We start from the raw sequence: 20,777 nt of genomic DNA, 5'->3' as shown, positions 1-20,777 counted from the left end.
CGTCGGGGGACAGCCTTGGGCGGAGCGATCGGAATCGCCCGGTAGGGCGGTGCGGAGGGGATGCGCGCACCGGTGCCGCCCCGCTGACCTCGCGGGGCGGCGCCTGCTCGGATCAGGCCGAATGCAGGTTGCGGGCGGTGGGTGAGGTCTCGGTCGTGGCCGGGTCGGGGTAGGTGCCGAAGAGACGGTCGGCGGTGCCGGAACTGGTGACCGTGAACCAGTAGTGCTCGTTCTTGTAGTGATGATGGCGGTGGTTGCGCCAAATCGCCCGGTAGAGCGAGCCTTTCGGCTTGTAGTCGGTGTGGATCAGGTAGTGCGTCCACTCGTAGCCGAGGCCGAGCAGGGTGATGGCGATCAGGAAGGTCAGGCCGACGCCGAGGCGGGGGAAGGCGAACAGCGCCAGCGCGATCAGCACCACCACCAGCACCGCGAGTGTCTTCGCCGGGATGAAGATCAGCGGGATGTCCCGCGGATCGACGTGGTGCTCGCGGTGCTTGCGGGCGAGTTCGCTGTCGAGCGCGATCGGGCCGAGCCGCCGTGGCCGCCAATGCAGCACGGTGACGTGCACGATCCACTCGAAGACCGGGAACACCGCCAGCATCACGGAGGGGACCAGCAGGTCGGTGAGTTGCCAGTCGCCGACGACCACACGGGCGATCAGCGCGCCCGCCAGCGTGGCGCCGATCATCCACGGCGAGGGGTGCCGGACGAATTCTTCGAATGCCCGGCCCAGGGTGAGTCCGCGCCGCAGCGTCCGCTCGTCCCTGCGCACCCGCTCCCGAGCGTTCGCGTCGGTCGAAGCGTTTTCGGAGGCTTCGGGTTTCGTCATGATCGTTCCTAGCTGTGCGTGACCGGCGGTCCGCCGAGGACCTCGATCAGGGCGGTGGTCGCCGGCTCGAGCAGCGCCCGAGCGGTGGTGGCGGCCTTCTGTGGCCGGCCCGCGGCGATGGCGGTGGCCAGTTCGCGGTATGCCTCGATGTTGCCCACCTCGGCGGACATGATCGGGGCCAGCGCCGCGAGCGCCGGTTCATAGGCGGCGCGCAACATGTTGAACATCAGCCGGAACACGATCGAGTCGGCCGCGTCCACGACGTGATCCCAGAACTCCATCGCATGCCGCTGCTGCGCGATCGGGTCCTGCTCGGCGGCCAGCGCGTCGAGGGAGGACTCCAGCAGCGGGCGGACCTCGGCCGCGCCGATCGCGCCTACCCGCCGGGCGGCCAGCTCCGCCACTTTGGGCCCGTTGTGCAGGCGGGCCTCGAGGATGCTGCGCGCTACGGCGGGGTCCAGTTCTCCGGCCTGCACCAATAGCCTGGGCAGGACCTCGAGCCCCGCCCCGCGCCGATAGTCCAGCACAGTCGTCGCATCGCCTTGGCGCACCGACACCAGCCCCGCGGCGGCCAGCCGCTGCAAGGCCTCCCGTACCGCGGGCCGGGACACCCCGAGCGCCTCCGCCAACTGCCGCTCACTGGGCAAGGTCGCCCCTGGCGCCAGCTCGCCGCTGAGCACGTCCGCGGCGATCTGCTCGAACACGTCCGCCGACACCGATCGCTTGACCACAGGTTGCAACGCCATGCGTCCACTGTGCGCCGATTTGGTCAGGAGGTCAAGTGGTCAGACCAATTTGCCGTGCTGTAACCCATTGGCGCTCATTGACCGGTCGCTGGTTCGTTCCTGTGCCCGAGTCGAGCTGATCCCGGCCGGGACCCCAGGGCGCTCGGGTAATTCGGTAGTCACCTGCCGCCGGGCGGGTTAGCATCGCTCGTTCGTATTCGAGGTGGAGACCCATACCGAGGAGGTGGAGCGGGATGACCGCGCCGAAAACCACCGTCACGCACGACATCCGGACCGTCCAATCGTCTCGGGTACCGGTCTGATCCCTTCCGTCCGGCGTTCGTGCCGAGCCCATGGGCTCCCGTGACGGTGGTGCTGTGTCCGCGACCGGGCCCGACCATCGAGAACACGGAGAATCCGAGTTGAGTTCCACCAATTGGCGTGTGCGCGCCGAAACCGATGCCGATATCGCCGCGATCCACGCGATCAACGTCGCGGCCTTCGAGCGTGCCGAGGAGGCCGAACTGGTCGACGCGTTGCGCGACGACCCCGCATGGATCGATGGCCTGTCGATCGTCAGCACGCTGCCGGACGACACGCCGGTCGGCTTCGCGCTGCTGACTCGCTGCCACGTCGACACCACGCCGGCATTGTGTCTCGGCCCGTGCGCGGTGCTGCCCGAGTACCAGAAGACGGGCGCGGGTTCCGCCGCGATCCGGGCCGGCTTGGCGGCCGCGGCGCGGATGGGCGAGCGTTTCGTCATCGTGCTCGGTCATCCGACGTACTACCCGCGCTTCGGCTTCGGCCGGGCTTCCGAGCACGGCATCGGCCTGAGCATCGACGTGCCGGATGAGGCGTTGATGGCGTTGACACTCGACCCAGCCCACCCGCTACCGGGTGGCACGGTCCGCTACGCCGCGCCATTCGGCATCGACTAGCGAGCAGTACCGACGGTGGGGTGGCTCGAGCTTGCCCCGCCGTCGGGCACCGGTGCGTACCGGCACCAGCATCGCGCCGGGAATGGCTCATGGCGGATCGACCGCCGTGGTGTGAATACCGTTGCAGCGCAGCACGGTAGTTTCACCGGGTCAGCGGAGCAGATCCAGGGCAGCCCAGTCGTCGGCGGCCGCCGCGCAACGTTCCAAGATGGGCAGTCGAGCGGGCCAGCTTCCTCGACTCTGCTCCAGTCCTATGACGCGCAGAGTGAGCGGTGTGCAGAAGTTCCACAGCAGCCCGGCCCGCAATTCGGTGGTCCACTGCTCGGTGTCTTCCCGTGCTGCGCCGAGTTCTGCGAGACGGTCCTGGTAGGCGCGGAGCAGATCGCCCTCGATCGCACGGCGGATTTCGGTGGTCAAACTGGTGGCGAGGAATCGGGCCACGTCCAGCATCCCCGACGCGTGCTGCAAGAATTGGAAATCGATGAACCTGCAGCGATGCGGCCCGAAGTGAATATTCTGGCTGTGGAAATCGCCGTGCGCGATCGTGCGTTGTGGTGGCGCGAGCATGGCGGCCACATCTTCGAATCCATCGATGACGAGAGCAGGCAACGGCCCGAGCGCCGTCGGCCAGTCGCCGCCGTAGCCGCGCAGCCGGCGTCGGCAGATCGCACCGACTGGTGAGTTCGCGGGCGGCAGCAGCCAGTCCCAATCCGCGGGCAGGGCGCGATTCCAGCCCCACGCGTGCATGGTCGCGAGCGCGGTTATCGCGCGGAAGGCCAGATCGGGCGGGCACCCGTCGATCTGCCGGACGAAGCCGTCGTCGCCCAGGTCTTCCATGAGTAGCCACGGAGCAGGAGCCGGCCCCTGGGCCAGTACCGCGGGGACATCGATCGGCGTGGGATGCGCCTCGTGATACCGGTAGAAGCCGAGTTCGACTTCGGCCAGGTGACGGCTTTCGGTGAACCGGTCCGACGCTTCCTTGAAGATGAGCGATTCGGGGCCGGAGCCGCTGGGCCGGTCGTAACGGATCGATAGGCGTAGCACTTCGCCCACCAGGCCGGACTGCGCGAGTCGGTGGACCGCCACGTCATCGACATGTTCTGTGGAGGACAAGCGGTGCGTGGCGCGCAGTGTCGACTCGAGTCCGCGGGGGTCCATGACGGCGGGGATATGTGCGACTTCGCCGGTCAAGTGATCTCCTGGGGTCGAGTGGGAGACAAGAGACGGGATGAGGCCACTTCCGGTCTCAGGCTGCACGCGCCGAGTCGCCGCTGTCAAACGTTCGACCTGCGCGAGGGAGGCTTCATGGGTGTCCCACCCCGTGGTCTCAACTCGGGTCGGAGCCCTGCACGGCGGAGAGCCAGATCGCGCACGCGGCGGCGATGGTGGTGGCGGCCAGGAAGACGGGGAAGCCGCCGCCGTCGAGGTAGACCCACAGGAGAGCGGCGATGGGGGCGGCGACGGTGGATTGGGCGTCGAGCAGGAGGCGGCGGCGCAGGCGAGTGGCCTGCGCGATGTGGGCGGAAGCGTCGGGGTCGGGGCGGCTCGGGTTGTCGACGAGACGGCCGGGCGGTTCGACGTCGCGCATGCGGCCGGACGGGTAGAGGCGTCGTCCCGCGACGTGCATCGCGCGGTCGGTGGGTTCCGCTTCGCTTTCGGTGAGGGTGACCAGCGCCGGGTCGAAGTACACCGGAAGCCACCGCGGCCGGCCCGTGCCACCGACTTGCAACCACGACCGGCCGACCAGGCGATGGTGTTGGCGGACACGGGTGACCCGTACGGTCCGCGCAGCGCCAAGACGATGGAACCGGAGCATCCCGAAGGCGACGGCGAGCCGGTATCCGGTGTACCCGCACACGGCGAGCGCGACGGCCGCGATCGCCGCCACCTGATCCAGAGTGCCGAACGGCGCCCAGGCGGCACAGACCGCGAGGGCGCCGAACGTCACCGTGATCGGATAGGCCAGCGGGTGGCCCGATCCGGAACTCACTTCAGGAAACCCACCTTGGTGTAGTCCCGCGAAGCGAGGCCGAACGCGCCGTAGTTCGCCAGGTCGGTCCGGGCGGCATAGGTGCCCGCCGCCTGGTTCAGCGGGATGGAGTAGCCCTCTTCGAAGATCATCCGATCGCATTGGTTGGCCAGCTGAATGGCCTTCTCCGGATCCAGTTCGGCGAGCGTCTGGTCGATCAGCGCGTTGAGTTCCGGAGTGCCGATGCGTGCCTTGTTGCTCTGCCAGTTGCTCGGATCGTAGTAGTAGATCTGCCGCAACCCGCTCAGCGGCAGAACGCTGCCGCCCCAGCTGAACTGGGCCAGGTCGAAATTGCCGGGGTCGATGACGTTGGTGAACAGGCCGGTGCCCGGCACCGTCTGGATGATCAGCTTCACCCCGATCCGCGCGAGATTCTGCTGCACGATCTGCGCGGTCTGCACCCACTGATCCTGCTGGTACATCACGTCGCGGAGTTCGAGCTTGCGGCCGTCCTTCTCGCGGACGTCGCCGTTGAGCTTCCAGCCGAGCGCGTCCAGCATCCGGGCCGCCTCGTCCGGGTCGTAGGCGATGGGGGCCGCGTTGTCCTGGTAGCCCTTCTGCCCCGCCACGAAGACGTGATTGTTCAGTGGCTTGGGATCGTCGACGACGCCGTGCTGCGAGGCGGTGACCACGCCCTGCCGGTCGATCGCCTTGGAGATGGCGATTCGCAGCTGCGGATCGGCGAGCAGGGAACCGGGGGCGCCGTTGAAGGTGATGTGCGACCAGGTCGCTTCCGGCGTGCGCCGGATGACCACGTTCGCGGCATTGCGCGCCGCGCTGACGTTCTCGATGCCGGACATGTAGGCGATGTCGAGTTCGTTGTTCTGGATCGCGGGCAGCCAGGCCGAGTGGTCCAGCACGCTGAAGGTGATCGAATCCAGCTTCGGCGTATCGCCCCACCACCGGGGATTGCGCCCAAGCACGATGCGGTTCTGGCTGCGATCGATGGAGGTGATCACGAAGGGGCCCGCGCTGAGCGGCAGCTCGTTCTTGGCCGCATTGGTGAAGCTGTCCGGAGTCGCCGTGACCGACTTCGGATACAGCGGGTTGAACAGTCCTTGCCATTCGCCGAACGGCTGATCGAATGTCACGACGGCCTGCCGGTCGTCGCTGCCGCGCTCGACCTTGCCTACCCGGTCGTATCCGCTGGTGGACGAGACGAGGAACGCGTTGTCCTTGCCGCTCAGAGCATGGGCTTGGGAGCGGAGATCTTCCCAGGTGATCGGCGAACCGTCGGACCACACGGCCTTCGGGTTGATGGTGTATCTCACCTGCTGCGGACTGGTTCCGATCAGCTCGATATCGGTGAAGAAGTCGTGGGCGACGCTCAACTGCCCCGCCGCGTCGTTGACGAAGGTGGTCGGCATCGTCGGTTCGAGGAGGTAGAAGACGGTCTCCGTTCCGCCGTCCACGTGCAGATAGTTGAAGTTCTCCGGGAAGTTGGTGAGGGCCAGCCGCAAGTTGCCGCCGTCGCGCAGTTCGCTCGGGTCCCTCGGATTGATGTCGTTGGTGGTGCCGACCGTGCTGGTGCCTCCGGTGACGTTGTCGCCGCCGCCGCAGCCCGTGAGCGTCAGCCCGACGACGGCCAGCGACAACGCCAGCCGGGCACACGCAGAGGTGATCCGCATGGTGATCCTTTCCGCTCGTCGCGTCCTTCGGTCCGGCCTCACTTCTCGAAGCCGACCCGGAGGTAGTCCGGGAAAGCCAGCCCGAAGGCGCCGTAGTTGGCCAGCCCCGCACGGACGGCCACGTTGCCGGCCGACTGCGCGACCGGCACCGAGTGGCCGAGCTCGAAGATCATTCGGTCGGCCTTGTTCGCCAGCTCGATCGCCCGCTCGGGATCGAGTTCGGAGATGGTCTGCTCGATCAGGTCGTTCAGCTCGGGCGATCCGATCCGGCCCTTGTTGCTGAGCGTGTTCGCCGGGTCGTAGGCGTAGATCTGCGGCAGCGCGCCGAGCGGGAAGATGCTCCTTTCCCAGCTGAACTGCGCGATGTCGAAGTTACCCGGGTCGATGACATCGGTGAACAGGCCGTTGCCCGGATAGGTCTGGATCAGCAGTTTCACCCCGATCCGCGCGAGGTTCTGCTGCATGATCTGAGCCATCTGCACCCAGGTGTCCTGTTGGAACATCACATCGCGGATGACCAGCTGGCGTCCGTCCTTCTCCCGGACATCGCCGTTGAGCTTCCAGCCGAGTTCGTCCAGCATGCGGGCCGCCTCGTCCGGGTCGTAGGCGATCACCGCGGAGTTGTCCTGGTAGCCCTTCTGCCCGTTGAGGTAGATGTGGTTGTTCAGTGGAGTGGGATTGTCCACGATCCCGTTCTGCAGCGCGGTGACGATGCCCTGCCGGTCGATGCCCTTCGCGATCGCGACGCGCACCTTGGGATCCGCGAGAATCGACCCCGGTGCGCCGTTGAAGGTGATCTGCGAGTTGAACGGGCGCGAGGCGCGACGGACGATGATGCCCGGTGAGTTGGCGGCGGACTTGACCTCCTCGATGCCCGAGACATCGATGGCGTCGAGTTCGTTGTTCTGCAAAGCGTTCAGCCGGGCCGACCAGTCGAGCACGCTGTAGGTGACGGTGTCGAGCTTCGGCGTCTCGCCCCACCATTTCGGGTTGCGACTGAGCACGATTCGTTGTTGCGCCCGGTCGATCGAGGTGATCACGAACGGCCCCGCCGACTTGGCGAGCCCGTTGCGATCGCGCTCGTTGAACGCCTGTGGCGTCTCGGTCGACTCCCTGGGGTACAGCTGACTGAACAGGCCGCGCCACTCCCCGTAGTGCTGCGCGAAGGTGACGATCGCTTGGCGGTCGTCGACGCCGCGTTCGACCTTGGCCACCCGGCTGTAGCCCTGGGTCGCCGAAACCCGGTATTCGGTATTGCGGCCACTCAGCGCTTCCGCCTGGGACCGCAGATCCTCCCAGGTGATCGGGCTGCCGTCGGACCAGACGGCCTTGGGGTTGATGGTGTAGACCACCCGCTGCGGGGTGGTCTCGGTCAAGGCGATGTCGGTGAAGAAGTTGTGGTCGATCGACACCTCACCGGCGGCGTCGGCCGTGATCGGTCCCGGCAAGGTCCAGTCGACCACTTCGGCGAGGTCGCCGTTGGAGTCGACGTGGTGGGAATTGAACGTCGGGGGGAAATTGGTGATCGCCAGGCGCAGGTTCCCGCCGTCGCGCAATTCGCTCGGGTCGCGGGGGTTGATGTCGTTGGTCGAGCCGATCGCGTTGGAGCCGGATTTCACTTCGCTGCCGCCGGAGCCGCAGCCGACCAGCAGCGCGAGCGCCGTGCCGACGGTGAGAGCCCGGACGATCACCGTGCGTGCCTGCCCGCGGCGGTTCCGGGTTGGCTGTGCTGGTCTCATTTCACGAATCCGATCTTGGTGTAGTCGTAGGACGCCAGGCCGGGCGAGCCGATGTTGGCGAGGTCGGCGCGGGCGCCGAAACTGCCGTCGGACTGGGTCAGCGGCAGTGAATGTCCTTCCTCGAACACCTTCCGGTCGACCTCGTTGGCCAGTTCGATCATCTTCTTCGGATCGAGTTCGGTCAGTGTGCGCTCGATCAAGGCGTTGAGCTCGGGCGAACCGACGCGGCCGTAGTTGCCCTGCAGATCGTTCGGGTCGTAGTAGTAGATCTGCCGGATATCGCTCAGATAGAACGCGTCTCCGGTGAAGACGAACTGCGCGGCGTCGAAATCACCGGGAATGATGACGTTGGTGAAATACCCCGCGCCGGGTTTGGTGTCGATGATCAGCCGCACGCCGATCCGGGCCAGGTTCTGCTGGATGATCTGCGCGACCTGGATCCACAGCGGATCGTTGTACATCACGTCGCGGATCTCCAGCTTGCGTCCGTCCTTCTCGCGGACATCGCCGTTCAATTTCCAGCCGAGCGCGTCGAGTTCCCGTGCCGCCTGGTCGGGGTCGTAGGCCACCGGCGCCGAATTGTCCTGGTAGCCGTCCTGGCCCTGGAGGAAGATGTGGTTGTTCAACGGCTTCGGGTTCTCCACCAGACCGTTCTGCGTCGCGGTGGCGATGCCCTGCCGGTCGATGGCCTTCGCGATCGCCACCCGCAGGCGCGCGTCCGCGAGAATCGACCCCGGCGCGCCGTTGAAGGTGATGTGCCGCCAGCGGTTGCCCGGCGCACGGCGAATCACCAGGCCGCCGGTCTCGCGAACCGTCTTGACCTCGTCGATCGAAGACAGACGGACGAGGTCGAGTTCATTGTTCTGCAGGGCGCTCGCCCATGCCGCCTGATCCAGCACGCTGAAGGTGATGGTGTCCAGTTTCGGCGTCTCGCCCCACCATTTCAGGTTGCGGCTGAGCACGATCCGGCCCTGGGTGCGGTCGGTGGACTGGATCACGAAGGGGCCGGCGCTGGGGCCGAGCCGGTCCACGAGTCCTTTGTTGAACGACTCCGGGTCGGCGGTGACGGATTTCGGGAAAAGCGCGGAATCACCGGCGAGCTGGCCGCGCCATTCGCCGAAGGGATGGTTGAAGGTGAGCACGGCCTGCCGGTCGTCCACACCGCGTTCCACCTTCTCGACGAACTCGAACCCGTTGGTGATCGCGATGAGGAAGCGCTTGTCGCGACCGCTGAGCGCGTGTGCCTGTGAGGCGATGTCCTCCCAGGTGATGGGGCTGCCGTCGGACCAGACCGCCTCGGGATTGATGGTGTAGGTGACCTGTTGCGGGTTGGTGCCGGTCAGCGCCACGTCGGTGAAGAAGTCCCGATTGACGGTGAGGTTGCCCGCCGCGTCGACGTCGAACGCGCGGGGCATGAGCGGGCGCTCGATGTCGCCGATCTCGCCGTCGTTCCCGTCGGTGGACAGGGTGTTCCAGTTCGCCGGGAAGCTGGTGACCGCCAGGCGCAGGTTGCCGCCCTCGCGCACCTCGTCACGATGCTTGGGATTGATGTCGCTGGTGGTGCCGAGCGCGTCGGACAGTCCGGCGGCCGAATCGTCGGCGCTGCTCGCGCAACCCGCGGTGATCAGCGCCAGCGCCACCACCCCCGCGGCCCACCGCGTTCGGTCGAAACGGATCCGCATCGCGCCCTCCTGCCTATCGGCTGACTGCCGGCACCGGGACCGCGTCGATCAGCGCCCTGGTGTACTCGTGTCGCGGATCGGCGAATATCTGCTCCGCCGAGCCGTATTCCACGATCTTGCCGCGATACATGACCGCGATGTCGTGGGCCAGGTTCCGCACCACGGACAGGTCGTGCGAGACGAACAGATACGACAGCCCGCGCTCGGTTTGCAGGTCGCGCAACAGGTTCAGCACGCCGGCCTGGATCGAGACGTCCAGCGAGGAGACCGGCTCGTCCAGCACCAGCAGTTCCGGGTCGAGCGCGAGCGCGCGGGCGATGCTGATGCGCTGTTTCTGGCCGCCGGAGAAGTCGGCGGGGTAGCGGTCGGCGTGCTCCGGGCGCAGACCGACCTGTTCGAGCAGTTCCGGTACCCGGCGCGCGATCTCCGCCCGCGGCCGCCCGTCGATGCGCAACGGCTCGGCGAGGGCGTCGAAGATCGGCAGACGGGGGTCGAGGGAGGCGGTGGGGTCCTGGAAGACGATCTGCATCTTCCGGCGGATCTCCCGCTTGCGGGCCTTGCTCAGGGTCGCGACGTCGCTGCCCATGATCTCGATCGCGCCCGACTGCGGCGGCACCAGATCGAGGATCTGGGTGAGAGTGGTCGATTTGCCGGAGCCGGACTCACCGACGAGCGCCAAGGTGCGCCCGCGCCGGACCTCGAAACTGATGCCGTCGACCGCCCTGATCTCTCCTTTGCGGCGGCGCAGCACCACACCCGAGGTGATCGGGAAGACCTTCACCAGGTCCGAAACCCGCAGCACGACATCCGAGTCCACCTGCGCCTCGGCCTCCGGCTCGGCGATCTCGCGCCGATACGCCTCGAACAGCTCGTCGGTGCCGACCTCGGCGGTGCGGATGCATGCGGCGGTATGCCCCGGCCCGACCGTCTCCAAAGGCGGTTCCGCCGCCCGGCATTCGTCGATCGACACCGGGCAGCGCGGTGCGAACGAGCAGCCGGGCGGCAGCGCGTGCATGGCGGGCGGCGCGCCGACGATCGGGATCAACGGTCGTCGCGGCGGACCGTCCATGCGCGGGATCGAGCCGAGCAGACCGACGGTGTACGGCATCCGCGGCGCGTCGAACAGCTCGGCGGCGGGGGCGGTTTCGACGATCCGGCCCGCGTACATGACGGCGACGCGGTCGGCCAGCGTGGCGGCGATGCCCATGTCGTGGGTGATCATGATGACGCCCGCGCCGGTGATGTCGCGCGCCTTGCGCAGCAGGTTGAGGATCTGCTTCTGCACCGTCACGTCCAGCGCGGTGGTCGGTTCGTCGCAGATGATCAGCGCCGGGTCGTTCGCGATCGCCATCGCGATGACCACGCGCTGGCGCTGGCCGCCGGAGAACTCGTGCGGAAACGCTTTGGCCCGCACTTCCGGATCGGGGATGCCGACCAGGTCGAGCAGCTCCACCGCGCGTTTCGCGGCTGAGCCTCTGCTCACCTTGCCGTGCGCCAGCAGGGCTTCGGCGATCTGATCGCCCACCCGGTAGACCGGCGTCAGCGCCGAGAGCGGGTCCTGGAACACCATGCTGATCGAACTGCCGCGCAGCTTGGACAGGTCGCGATCGCCCAGCCCGAGCAGTTCGCGTCCGCGGAAACGGATGGAACCGGTGATCCGCGCCTGCTCCGGCAGCAACCCCATCACGGCCAGCGAGGACACCGACTTGCCCGACCCGGATTCACCGACGATGGCGAGCACTTCACCATCGGACACCGTGTAGGTGACGCCGCGCACCGCGTCGATCCGGCCCTCCTCGCTGGGGAAGGACACCCGCAGATCGGTGATCTCCAGCAGGGGCGCGGTCGAGGTGGTCTCGATCGTCTTCTCGGTTGTTCCCGCGCTCGTCATGCCTTCGCCTTCTTCTTCGACCGAGCCCGCTTCGCGCCGGGATCGAACGCGTCGCGCAGTCCGTCGCCCACGAGGTTGGCGCACAGCACGGTGATGATCAGCAGACCACCTGCGAACAGGAACAGCCAGGGATAAGTCAACGCTGATTTCGTCCCCGCCGCGATCAGCGAGCCGAGTGACACGTCCGGCGGCTGCACACCGAAACCGAGGAAGCTCAGACCCGTTTCGGCCATGATCGCCGAGCCGACGGTGAGCGTGGTGTCGATGATCAGGATCGAGGCGATGTTCGGGATGACGTGGCTGAGGATCACCGTGCGGGTCGGCGCGCCCATGTACCTGGCGGCTCGGACGAATTCGCGATCACGCAGGCTCAGTGTCAGCCCGCGCACGATCCGCGCCGAGATCATCCAGCCGAAGCAGGACAGCAGGACGATCAGCAGCAGAATGGAGCCGCTGCCCTTGGTGCGCGGCGCGAACAGCGCGATGACGATGAAGCTCGGAACCACCAGCAGCAGATCGACCAGCCACATGATCGCCCGGTCGGTCCAGCCGCCGAGCAGTCCGGCCAGTGAGCCGGCGGTGGCGGCGATCGTGGTGGACAGCAGCGCGACGCACAGGCCGATGACCAGCGACTTCTGCAATCCGCGCAGGGTCTGCGCCAAGACGTCCTGCCCGATCTGGGTGGTGCCGAAGGGATGGTCCGGGCTCGGCGGTTTCAGCAGGGCGGTGTAGTCCAGCTGCTGGTAGTCGTAGGGCAGGAAGGGCGGCAGCGCGAAGCTCACGACGAACAGCGCGATGAGGATCAGGCCACCAGCGACGGCGGGCTTGTTGCGCAGGAAGCGCCGCAGCACCAGCCTGCGCCGCCCGGTCGCGGCGACCTCGGGCGCGCCCTGGACGATGATCTCGGTTTCCGTCATCCCACACGCACCCTTGGATCGAGAATCGCGTACACGATGTCGGACAGCAGACCCGACACCAGCACAACCAGGCCTGCGAACGCGGTGACCGTCACCACGACGTACAGGTCCTGGGCGTTGATCGAGTCGACCAGCCACTCACCGACACCGTGCCAGCCGAAGATCTTCTCGGTGAACGTCGCGCCGGTGATCAGGGCGCCGAGACTGTAGGCGAACAGTGTGGCCATCGGGATCAGCGCCGTGCGCAGGCCGTGCTTGTACAGCGCCTTGCTGCGGGTAAGACCCTTCGCGCGGGCGGTGCGGATGAAATCGCTCTGCAGCACGTCGAGCATCGCGTTGCGCTGATAGCGGCTGTAGCTCGCCATCGCGCCGAGCGCCAGCGCGGTGGTGGGCAGGATCAGGTGCTGGACGCGGTCGAGCAGTTGCGGCCCGAACCCTTCGATGGTGTTGGCCGACGTCTCGCCGGTGTAGAGGAAGATCTGCGATCCGGTCAGCGAGTTGATCTCCAGCGCACCGTATTTCAGCAGCGTCGCGAGCAGGAAGACCGGCGTGCTCAAGATCAGCAGTGACACCACCGTGGTGAAATAGTCGCTGAACTTGTATTGCCGGATCGCGCCCGCCGCGCCGATCAGAACCCCGAGCACCGTGCCGACCAGCGAACCGACGATCAGCAGCCGCAGGCTCACCGCGACCCGTCGCGGCAGTTCCTCGCTGACCGGCTGACCGGCCAGCGTGGTGCCGAAATCGCCGTGCGGAATGCCTTTGAGCCAGGTGACGTACCGCTCCGGGATCGGGTCGTTGAGGTGCAGCTCCTCGGCCTTGGCGTCGATCACTGCCTGTGGCGGGCGCGGATTGCGTTGTTCGAGACTGTCCAGCGGCCGGAACGTCAGGGACGCCAAACTGAACGTCAGGAACGAAGCCAGCAGCAACAGCACGACATAGTTGAGCGCGCGTCGTAGCAGGAAGCCGGTCATCAGTCCTCTGGTCTTTCGGCTGGGCGGGCCAGCGTCGGTATTAGCCCCCGATCATAAGGACGCGGTTCGCGGCGCGCGTGCCACACGACATCCGGGCATGTCCGGAGCCCGTCCGGCCACGGTGGCCGGGCGCGAGCCGGAGGTTGTCCGGCAGGATGGACGGGTGACGCCCCTGCACCTCCCCAAACCGAAGATGGTCGCCACCGACGTGGACGGCACCCTCATCGACCGTGACGAGCGGGTGACCGCGCGGACGAAGGCGGCGGTGGGCGCGCTGATCGCCGACGGCGTGCCGTTCGTGCTGGCCACGGGACGCCCGCCGCGCTGGATCGATCCGGTGGTGCAGGGGCTCGGGTACGCGCCGCTGTGCGTATGCGGCAACGGCGCGGTGATCTACGACAGCGCCGCCGACCGGGTGCTGACCAGCATGGCATTGGACGTGCCGACGCTGGCCTGGCTCGCCGACATCGCCGAGCGGGCGCTGCCCGGCTGCGGTCTGGCCGCCGAACGCGTCGGCGAGAGCGCGCACGACGCCGTGACGCCGCAGTTCGTCAGCTCGCCGCAGTACGAGCACGCCTGGCTCAACCCGGACGACACCTCCGTCGCCAGGGAGGAGGTCATCGACGCGCCCGCCATCAAGATGCTGATCCGGCTGCCCGGCGCGCGCAGTTCGGACATGCGCGCGGTGCTCGCGCCGCTGATCGGCGAACGCGCCGACATCACCTACTCGACCGAGCACGGACTCATCGAACTGTCCGCCCCCGGCATCACCAAGGCCGCGGGGCTGGCCGTGGTCGCGCAGCGGCTCGGCGTGGACGCGTCCACCATCGTCGCGTTCGGCGACATGCCCAACGACGTCCCCATGCTCACCATGGCCGGCCACGGTGTCGCGATGCGCAACGCCCACCCCGAGGCCATCGCCGCCGCCGACGAGGTCGCCGAATCGAACTCCGACGACGGAGTCGCGCGCATCCTGGAACGCTGGTGGGTGTGAGAGAAATGGGTGACGGAGCGATTCGAAGCCCGCGCGTCGGGCACGGGCTCCGAGCGGAGATCAACGATCGGGCCCGCCGGGGATCGGCGCGCCGCCCGTAGCCGTGGCGGCGGGCGCCGGGGGACGGTGCGGGATCGGGGCACTCACCTGCGCTGCGACCGGGTTCCGGCTCATTTCCGCTCGATAGGTGTCGTTGTAGGTCTTCCACACCGTCGTGACGAGGCCGGTGAGCTGGTCGAGGATCAATGAACCGTGCTCGAAGTCGGCGCGCAGGCCGTCGGGGACCGGATAGGCGTTGCGCAGGGGGAGTCCGAGCACACCCGTGTCGGCGCCGAGTTGCAGGAAGCGGTCCAGGATGCTGCCGAGCACCTCGACGACCTGCCCGTCTGCGGCGGTGTAGACATAGCCGTTGGCGAACTTCGCGTACTGCTGGTCACCCGCGGCGGGCAGCACGTCCGAACGTACGGCGCCGAGCGGGCCGTTCGGTCCGCCGGACTGCGACCAGTGCCTGGCGATGATGTTCTCCTGCACCATGTTCAGCAGCTTGGTGGTCAGCGCGGCGAGGGCCGCCACGTCGGATTCCGCTGGTGGGGGCACCTGGCTGTCGGGCGCGCCAGAAGCGTCCGGCGCACCGGCGGCGATGTCGCGGATCCGATCCATCAGCGCGTACGCCGCGTCGCCGGGACAGGTGGTGTTGCCGACATCGCGGTGTGCGAAGACCACCGGCAACTGCACCGCCTCGCCCTCGGCGTACGAGGTGAAGGAAGTGCCCTCGGAGTACATGGTGGTGGAGCCCTTGGGATCGAGTCCGGCGATCTTGGTGCGCCAGCCGACGAAAGCGCCGATCGCCTGGAGCGCCTCCTGGCTCGGTTGCTCCGACTCGTAGTTGCCCATCAGCGCGACGCCCGAGGTGTTCTCGTTGAACCCGCCCGCGTGCGCGCCCTGCACCGGGCGGTCGAGGCCGCCGAAGCGTCCTTCGAAGACCTGCCCGTACTTGTCGACCAGCGCGTTGTAACCGATGTCGCACCAGCCCAACGTCTTCGCGTGATAGGTGTAGATCGCGCGGACGATGCCCGCCGACTCGGACTTGCTGTAGTCGTTGCGCCCCGCGGTGTGGTGCACCGTGACGCCGCCGAGACGGTCGTCGTAGGTCGGCTCGGCGCACCGGATCGATTCGTCGGCGCCCCACTGGGCGCGGGTGATCACGCTCGGTCCGCCGCCGGGCAGCGCGGCGGCCACGCTGTGCAGATCGCCGTCGGCGGCGGCCCGGCCCGGATCGATCAGCACGGCGGTCAGGTCCGCGGCCTGCTGAGCCGGGTCGGCTGGTTGTGACCGGTCGTCGGCGCTGGGTCCGGGCTGCGCCACCGGCTGGATGGTCCGCGCTGCCTGCTTGCGGGTGACCAGCACCTGCACCGCGTTCGTGTTGCCGACGTAGATCGGCTCGGTGCCGTCGGTGGGGCCGGGGCCGGAGTGATCGGTGCGGTGGGTGTCCACCGGTTCGGTGTCGTACCAGGGGCCCCAGGTGCCGTCGGGCTGCCGAGCGCGGATGGTGGCTTTGGTGTCGGCCAGCTCTCGCGCGGTGAGTGCGACCATGCTGAACGGCGTGTCGCTGGAAAGTTCCTTGACCTGTGCCCCCACCTGGCTCATCAGTTCGGGGTTCACCGCACCGGGAGACAGCGCGGGGGTGTCGGGCGTGGTGCCGGGCTGGAGCCGGGCGGGATCGGCGATGAAGCGCACACTGTTCGCCGGCGGTCCGGAAATCGGCTGACCAGCGGAATTCGTGCTTCGGTCCGATCGGCTCGGCATTAATTCGGATTCGGAGGTTTGGCTGGAATTGGAACTGGGTAGTCGCATTCCTTCCGGAGGTTGCGCGCCCGGTGGCAGCGGCCCTTCCGGAATCGGAATGCCCGCCGCGATCGGCAGCATGCGCAGGTCGGAAAGATGCAGATCAGGCAGGTTCAGCCCGGTGAGTTCGCGCAGCGGCAACACGATATCGGGGGCGTGGGTCAGGGAGACCTCGGCGAGCCCGGCCGAGACGGTGGCCGGTTCGCTGTCGGTGGCGGTGCGGTAGTCGTTCGAATCGCTGAGCGCGAGCGTGCCGAGCGGGGCAGCTACCGCGAGGGTGGTGACAACCGGTAGCACGTAGGAGCGTTTCGGTTTGCGGTACCGCACGTGCGTCTCCAATCAGGTCGTACCAGTGATCGTGTGATTAAAGGGTCACTTCCTGATGTATCAATGGTCACAATAACCACATTTGTCACATGGCTAAACCTCTGGTTGAGGATTATGTGATTGCCTGAATGTAGCTGTTCGATTGCTGGCGCGTCTGCAAAACGTGCGGAAAAAGTAGAAGAGCTACGGTCTCGTAAACCGCGGGAGTGAACCGATGCATCGTAATAGGCCCATGCGGGGGAGCGGAAAAATGCTGGTAAGGGCGATATTCCCCGGGCGGGGCCCCGCCGGGAGGCCATGCGGGAACGCGCTGGGCGGCTCCGCCCTGTTGCTCGGCGGAGTCGGGCTGGTCGCTGGAGTCCTCGTCGTGCTCTCGGCCTGGCCGAACCACGTGCCCTATCGCCAGCTCGCGGGGCCGGGACACGGCCGTGGCTTGAGTCAGGTCGGCGCGTTCGAGAACGCGCGAGCGGGATGGGCAGCCGAACGCATCCTCGCGCACTACTACCCGGGCGCGACGCTCGGCGCCGTCGCGCCCGCCGCCGTCCGGGTCCGCCTCGCGGCGCGGGACGACTCTTCGCTCGACGTCTTCGCCGCCACCGGCCTGCGGGTGGCGGGCCGACAGCTCCCGCCCGGCCAGGCCGCGCACCTGACGCCGCTGCCCGGTGGCGGCGCGAACGTGACGGTGACCGTCGGTTGCGACGGCGACGTGCTGTGGCAGGCGTCGACCGACGACCCCTGGGTCCATCCGATCGACCCACGGCCGAACCGCCCGGTGGCCGAACACCTCACGCTGTGCGGCGGTCCCTCCTACCGCGGCGTGCTCGGCGTCGCCCTCGACGACGGCGCGGCCCGCACGATCAACCAGGTGGATGTCGAGGATTACCTGCTCGGGGTGGTCCCGGCCGAGGTGCAGGCCAACTGGGCGGACAAGGGCGCGGCCGAGGCGCTGCGTGCCCAGGCGATCGCGGCGCGCTCGTATGTCCTCGCCGAGCAGCGTTACCCGTACGCGCAGACGTGCGACACCACGGCTTGCCAAAGCTATCCCGGCACCGAGCGGGAGGACCCGCGGACGGCGGCGGCCGTAGCCGCCACGGCGGGCACGGTGTTGTTGCGCGACGGCCGGATCCTGCGCACGGAGTACTCCGCCGCACCCGACGGAGGGGCACCGGCGGATATCCGGACCATGGACGTCGGGCCCGCCCCCGGGCAACTGCTCGCCATCGCGCCGGGCGCGGAGCCGCCCGCGCGGTCGGCGGCCACCGAGTCGGCGATCGATGCCGAGTACCGCCGCATCGGTGGCGCGAACAGTTCGCTCGGCACGCCGATCGGACCGCAGATGATCCTGCCGCAGCACGCGGGCACCTACCGGATGTACACCAACGGCGTGATCATCGCGACGCCCACGCTGGGCGCGCAGGTGGTGGACTACTCGCGCGTGTTGCAGGTGGTGCCGGAAGTGGCTGCAGCGCAGCAGGTTCCGTCCGGCGCGGCGGCTCGGCCCGATGCCGTGCCGCCCGGCGGTGGGGCTCAGCCCGGTGCGCATGGAGATGCGGCTGTGTCCGGTGGTCCCGTTACGCCCGACGGTGCCGCCGTGGCTGCTGGCGGTGCCGATGCCCTTGGAGCTGCGGCTACGCCTGACGGCACTGCTGCACCCGGCGGTATCGCCCCACCGGAAAACGTGGCAAACGGGGGTGACGCCACGGCTGGCGGTGCGATCCGGCCCGCTGGTCCGTAATCGATCGCATAAAGGGGTTGACCTTGACGTAGCGTCAACTTGCAAGCTGGTTACACCGACGAGAGCACAAAGGAAAACAGGGTCGTGGGCGGGAAGGAATGGTCCATCCAGGATCTGGCGAAGGCGGCCGGTACCACCAGTCGCACGCTGCGCCACTACGGGCAGCTCGGGCTGTTGCCGCCCAGCCGGATCGGAGCCAACGGCTACCGGTACTACGACCAGGACTCCCTCGTGCGGTTGCAACGCATCCTGCTGCTGCGGGAACTCGGCCTCGGCCTTCCGGTCATCGCCGAAGTCCTCGCCGGCGAGCGGGAAACCGCCGCCGCGCTGCGTACGCACCTGGAACTGCTACGGCAGGAACAGGATCGGATCCGGCGGCAGATCGAGTCGGTGCGAACCACGCTGCAGAAGACGGAAAGAGGTGAACAACTCGTGGCAGCAGAAGTTTTCGACGGCTTCGACCACACCAAGTACAAGGACGAGGTGATCGAACGCTGGGGCAAGGAGGCCTACGAGCGCGGCGACCGCTGGTGGGGCTCGATGTCGGAGAAGGACAAGAAGAACTTCCAGCAAACCCATCTCGACATCGCCGCCGACTACGGCCGGGCGCACGCCGACGGGCTCGCGCCCGACGCCGACGAGGTGCAGGCCATCGTCCAGCGCCACTACGAGTGGATCGGCGTCGGCTGGCAGGGTCGTCCGGTGGTGAAAGAGGCTTTCGTCAACCTCGGCGAGATGTACGTGGCCGACCCACGTTTCGCGCAGAACTACGACGTGCACGGCGCGGGCACCGCCGAGTTCGTGCGCGACGCGATGAAGGTCTACGCCGAGCGACGGCTGTAGCACACAACCCTCCGACGGCCGGTACGAAAGACACGTACCGGCCGTCGGTTCGTCCGCTGGGCAGCAGCCTCGAGCTCAGCGGCGCAGCCGGACCGCATCTCTGAGTGTTCGGTGAAGGCGACATTCGCCTACGCGTGCGGCACGGTCAACCAGCGTCGTCGTGTCCGAGCGCGTGCATCAATTGGTCCTCCGTGATCGGAGGCACCGGAAGCGGATGGGCGGCCTCCGCGCGCAGGCCGTCGAGGATCAGGCCGAGATGGCGACGCCATGCTTCGGGGGCGATGTGACTGGTCGCCTCGACGATTCTGGTGTGTGACCAGGTGATGAAGGCGATGTCCTCGAGTACCCAGTCGGCGCGCAGGACTCCGGCTTCCTGCGCGCGGGTGATGATCCGGCGCATCAGGCCGTGGCCGTGCTCCTGGGCCCGCGCGATGGCGCGGCTCGGTGCGGCGCGCACGGCCAGTTCGCTGAGCAGGCGGTCTGCGGCTTGCAGCGCGCAGACCTGCTCCACCAGGTAGACGAACGATTCCCAGGGGTCATCGATGGCCAGCGCGTCCTCGGCGATGCGGCTGCCCGCTTCGATCCGGTCCTCGACCGCGGCCGCGATGAGGTCGTCGCGGGTGGGGAAGCGGTTGTAGAGCGTGCCGATGGCGACCCCGGCGCGCGCGGCGATCTCCTTCAGCGGCGCGTCGAGGCCGCGTTCTTCGAAGACGGCGCGGGCGGCGGTCACGAGCGCGTCCCGGTTGCGCTGGGCATCGCTGCGTAACGGCTTGTCCACGGGCCGATCCTACAAATGAGGCATGCGTGCATATGTTGAGCATGGGTTCAACTTAATGCTACTGTCGGGCCGAATAACTTGAACCATGTCTCAACTTAAGGAGTGGCAATGTCCAAGACCATCGCGATCTTCGGCTACGGCCCGGGTCTCGGCGTGGGCACGGGACGCCGATTCGGGCGCGAAGGATTCCGGGTGGCCGTCATCGGGCGTGACCCGGAGAAAGCGCGGCGGCACGCCGACGAGCTGACCGCCGAGGGGATCGAGGCCGCGGCCTTCCCCGCGGACGTCACCGACGCCGCGCAGGTCACCGGGGTGATCGAGAAGATCGAGGCGACCTTCGGGACGATCGATGTGGCCATGCACGGCGCGGCGGGCAACATGAGCGACCGGCTGCCTTCCACTCTGGCGGTGGACCTCCCCTCCCTCGACGCGCCGATCGCGCTGAAGTTGCACTCGCCGATCCTGGTGACGCGGGCGCTGGCGCCGAAGATGGTGCAGCGCGGCGACGGCGCGCTGCTGTTCTCCTCGGGCTCCTCCGAGCACTTCGTGGCGCCCTACCTGGCCAACTTCGGCATAGCGCTCGCCGCCCAGCGCGGATACCTGCGCCAGCTCGCGGTCGAATTCCGGGGGACCGGCGTCTACGTCGGGTTGCTCAACATCGGCGCGCTGATCGACGGCAGCAAGGCCGCGCAGATCATCGATGAGAATCCGGAGGTGATCCCGGCCGGGCTGGAGATCGTCCGGATGAGCGGCGGCGAACTCGGCGATCACTACTGGCGGCTGTACACCGAGCGGGACAAGGTGGAACTCGACGTCGGTTTCCCGGCCTGAAGCTCGGAAGACCCCTTGATCGCGCACCGGCCGGGGCCACCCGCAGCCGTGCGCGATCATTCGGCGGCGGCA

The 20,777-nt window shown here is 67.7% G+C and carries 17 protein-coding genes; 5 read left to right on the top strand and 12 right to left on the bottom strand.

From position 1 onward, the window contains the following. Positions 1-112: 112 nt before the first annotated feature. Complete coding sequence (locus tag ACH49X_RS08660) at positions 113-829, bottom strand: sterol desaturase family protein (RefSeq protein WP_357207108.1); 717 nt, start codon at positions 827-829, stop codon at positions 113-115. Between the two features lie 8 nt (positions 830-837). Continuing rightward, complete coding sequence (locus tag ACH49X_RS08655; RefSeq protein ID WP_195079673.1) at positions 838-1,575, bottom strand: FadR/GntR family transcriptional regulator; 738 nt, start codon at positions 1,573-1,575, stop codon at positions 838-840. Between the two features lie 401 nt (positions 1,576-1,976). On the opposite strand from ACH49X_RS08655, the gene ACH49X_RS08650 reads away from it, so the two are divergent. Beyond that, positions 1,977-2,492 carry an N-acetyltransferase gene (locus ACH49X_RS08650; RefSeq protein WP_323124360.1) on the top strand — a complete coding sequence of 172 codons (516 nt, stop codon included), beginning with the start codon at positions 1,977-1,979 and terminating at the stop codon, positions 2,490-2,492. Positions 2,493-2,642: 150 nt separating this feature from the next. Here ACH49X_RS08650 and ACH49X_RS08645 read toward each other — a convergent pair whose 3' ends face one another. The 8 genes from ACH49X_RS08645 to ACH49X_RS08610 all read right to left on the bottom strand — a co-directional run bounded on the left by ACH49X_RS08645 (position 2,643) and on the right by ACH49X_RS08610 (position 13,352). After that, on the bottom strand, positions 2,643-3,683 hold the full coding sequence (locus tag ACH49X_RS08645) for a phosphotransferase (RefSeq protein ID WP_357207106.1): 1,041 nt from the start codon (positions 3,681-3,683) through the stop codon (positions 2,643-2,645). Positions 3,684-3,819: 136 nt separating this feature from the next. Further along, positions 3,820-4,482: a hypothetical protein gene (locus ACH49X_RS08640; protein ID WP_357207105.1), complete on the bottom strand. Its 663-nt coding sequence runs from the start codon at positions 4,480-4,482 to the stop codon at positions 3,820-3,822. Further along, the gene (locus tag ACH49X_RS08635) at positions 4,479-6,149 is read right to left on the bottom strand and encodes an ABC transporter family substrate-binding protein (RefSeq protein WP_357207103.1); all 1,671 of its coding nucleotides are present in this window, start codon (positions 6,147-6,149) and stop codon (positions 4,479-4,481) included. The genes ACH49X_RS08640 and ACH49X_RS08635 overlap by 4 nt, the downstream gene beginning before the upstream one ends. A 38-nt stretch (positions 6,150-6,187) precedes the next feature. Continuing rightward, positions 6,188-7,888, bottom strand: a complete 1,701-nt coding sequence (locus ACH49X_RS08630; RefSeq protein ID WP_357107066.1) for an ABC transporter family substrate-binding protein — start codon at positions 7,886-7,888, stop codon at positions 6,188-6,190. Further along, positions 7,885-9,570 carry an ABC transporter family substrate-binding protein gene (locus ACH49X_RS08625; protein WP_357207101.1) on the bottom strand — a complete coding sequence of 562 codons (1,686 nt, stop codon included), beginning with the start codon at positions 9,568-9,570 and terminating at the stop codon, positions 7,885-7,887. Before ACH49X_RS08625 ends, ACH49X_RS08630 begins: the two co-directional genes overlap by 4 nt. Positions 9,571-9,583: 13 nt before the next feature. Beyond that, the gene (locus ACH49X_RS08620; RefSeq protein WP_195079680.1) at positions 9,584-11,461 is read right to left on the bottom strand and encodes a dipeptide ABC transporter ATP-binding protein; all 1,878 of its coding nucleotides are present in this window, start codon (positions 11,459-11,461) and stop codon (positions 9,584-9,586) included. Next, positions 11,458-12,378: an ABC transporter permease gene (locus ACH49X_RS08615; protein WP_195079681.1), complete on the bottom strand. Its 921-nt coding sequence runs from the start codon at positions 12,376-12,378 to the stop codon at positions 11,458-11,460. Before ACH49X_RS08615 ends, ACH49X_RS08620 begins: the two co-directional genes overlap by 4 nt. Then, on the bottom strand, positions 12,375-13,352 hold the full coding sequence (locus tag ACH49X_RS08610) for an ABC transporter permease (RefSeq protein WP_195079682.1): 978 nt from the start codon (positions 13,350-13,352) through the stop codon (positions 12,375-12,377). Before ACH49X_RS08610 ends, ACH49X_RS08615 begins: the two co-directional genes overlap by 4 nt. 193 nt (positions 13,353-13,545) lie before the next feature. On the opposite strand from ACH49X_RS08610, the gene ACH49X_RS08605 reads away from it, so the two are divergent. Further along, positions 13,546-14,346 carry an HAD family hydrolase gene (locus ACH49X_RS08605; RefSeq protein WP_397069720.1) on the top strand — a complete coding sequence of 267 codons (801 nt, stop codon included), beginning with the start codon at positions 13,546-13,548 and terminating at the stop codon, positions 14,344-14,346. 60 nt (positions 14,347-14,406) lie between these two features. Here the strand turns inward: ACH49X_RS08605 and ACH49X_RS08600 are convergent, their stop codons facing one another. After that, positions 14,407-16,518 carry an N-acetylmuramoyl-L-alanine amidase gene (locus ACH49X_RS08600; RefSeq protein ID WP_357207093.1) on the bottom strand — a complete coding sequence of 704 codons (2,112 nt, stop codon included), beginning with the start codon at positions 16,516-16,518 and terminating at the stop codon, positions 14,407-14,409. 250 nt (positions 16,519-16,768) lie between these two features. On the opposite strand from ACH49X_RS08600, the gene ACH49X_RS08595 reads away from it, so the two are divergent. Then, positions 16,769-18,253 carry a SpoIID/LytB domain-containing protein gene (locus tag ACH49X_RS08595; RefSeq protein ID WP_357207091.1) on the top strand — a complete coding sequence of 495 codons (1,485 nt, stop codon included), beginning with the start codon at positions 16,769-16,771 and terminating at the stop codon, positions 18,251-18,253. A gap of 84 nt (positions 18,254-18,337) precedes the next feature. Beyond that, positions 18,338-19,096 carry a MerR family transcriptional regulator gene (locus ACH49X_RS08590; RefSeq protein WP_195079686.1) on the top strand — a complete coding sequence of 253 codons (759 nt, stop codon included), beginning with the start codon at positions 18,338-18,340 and terminating at the stop codon, positions 19,094-19,096. Between the two features lie 145 nt (positions 19,097-19,241). Here the strand turns inward: ACH49X_RS08590 and ACH49X_RS08585 are convergent, their stop codons facing one another. Then, a complete protein-coding gene (locus ACH49X_RS08585) occupies positions 19,242-19,874 on the bottom strand; it encodes a helix-turn-helix domain-containing protein (protein WP_357207089.1) in 633 nt (210 codons plus the stop codon). A gap of 108 nt (positions 19,875-19,982) precedes the next feature. Here ACH49X_RS08585 and ACH49X_RS08580 point away from each other — a divergent pair, with 108 nt between their 5' ends. Beyond that, a complete protein-coding gene (locus ACH49X_RS08580; protein WP_357207087.1) occupies positions 19,983-20,705 on the top strand; it encodes an SDR family oxidoreductase in 723 nt (240 codons plus the stop codon). The last annotated feature ends 72 nt before the right edge of the window (positions 20,706-20,777 follow it).

This window comes from Nocardia sp. NPDC019323 (assembly GCF_044389845.1).
Classification (GTDB): Bacteria; Actinomycetota; Actinomycetes; order Mycobacteriales; family Mycobacteriaceae; genus Nocardia; species Nocardia implantans.
Note: the sequence above shows the minus strand (reverse complement) of the source record. Positions and strands in the feature narration are given on the sequence as shown.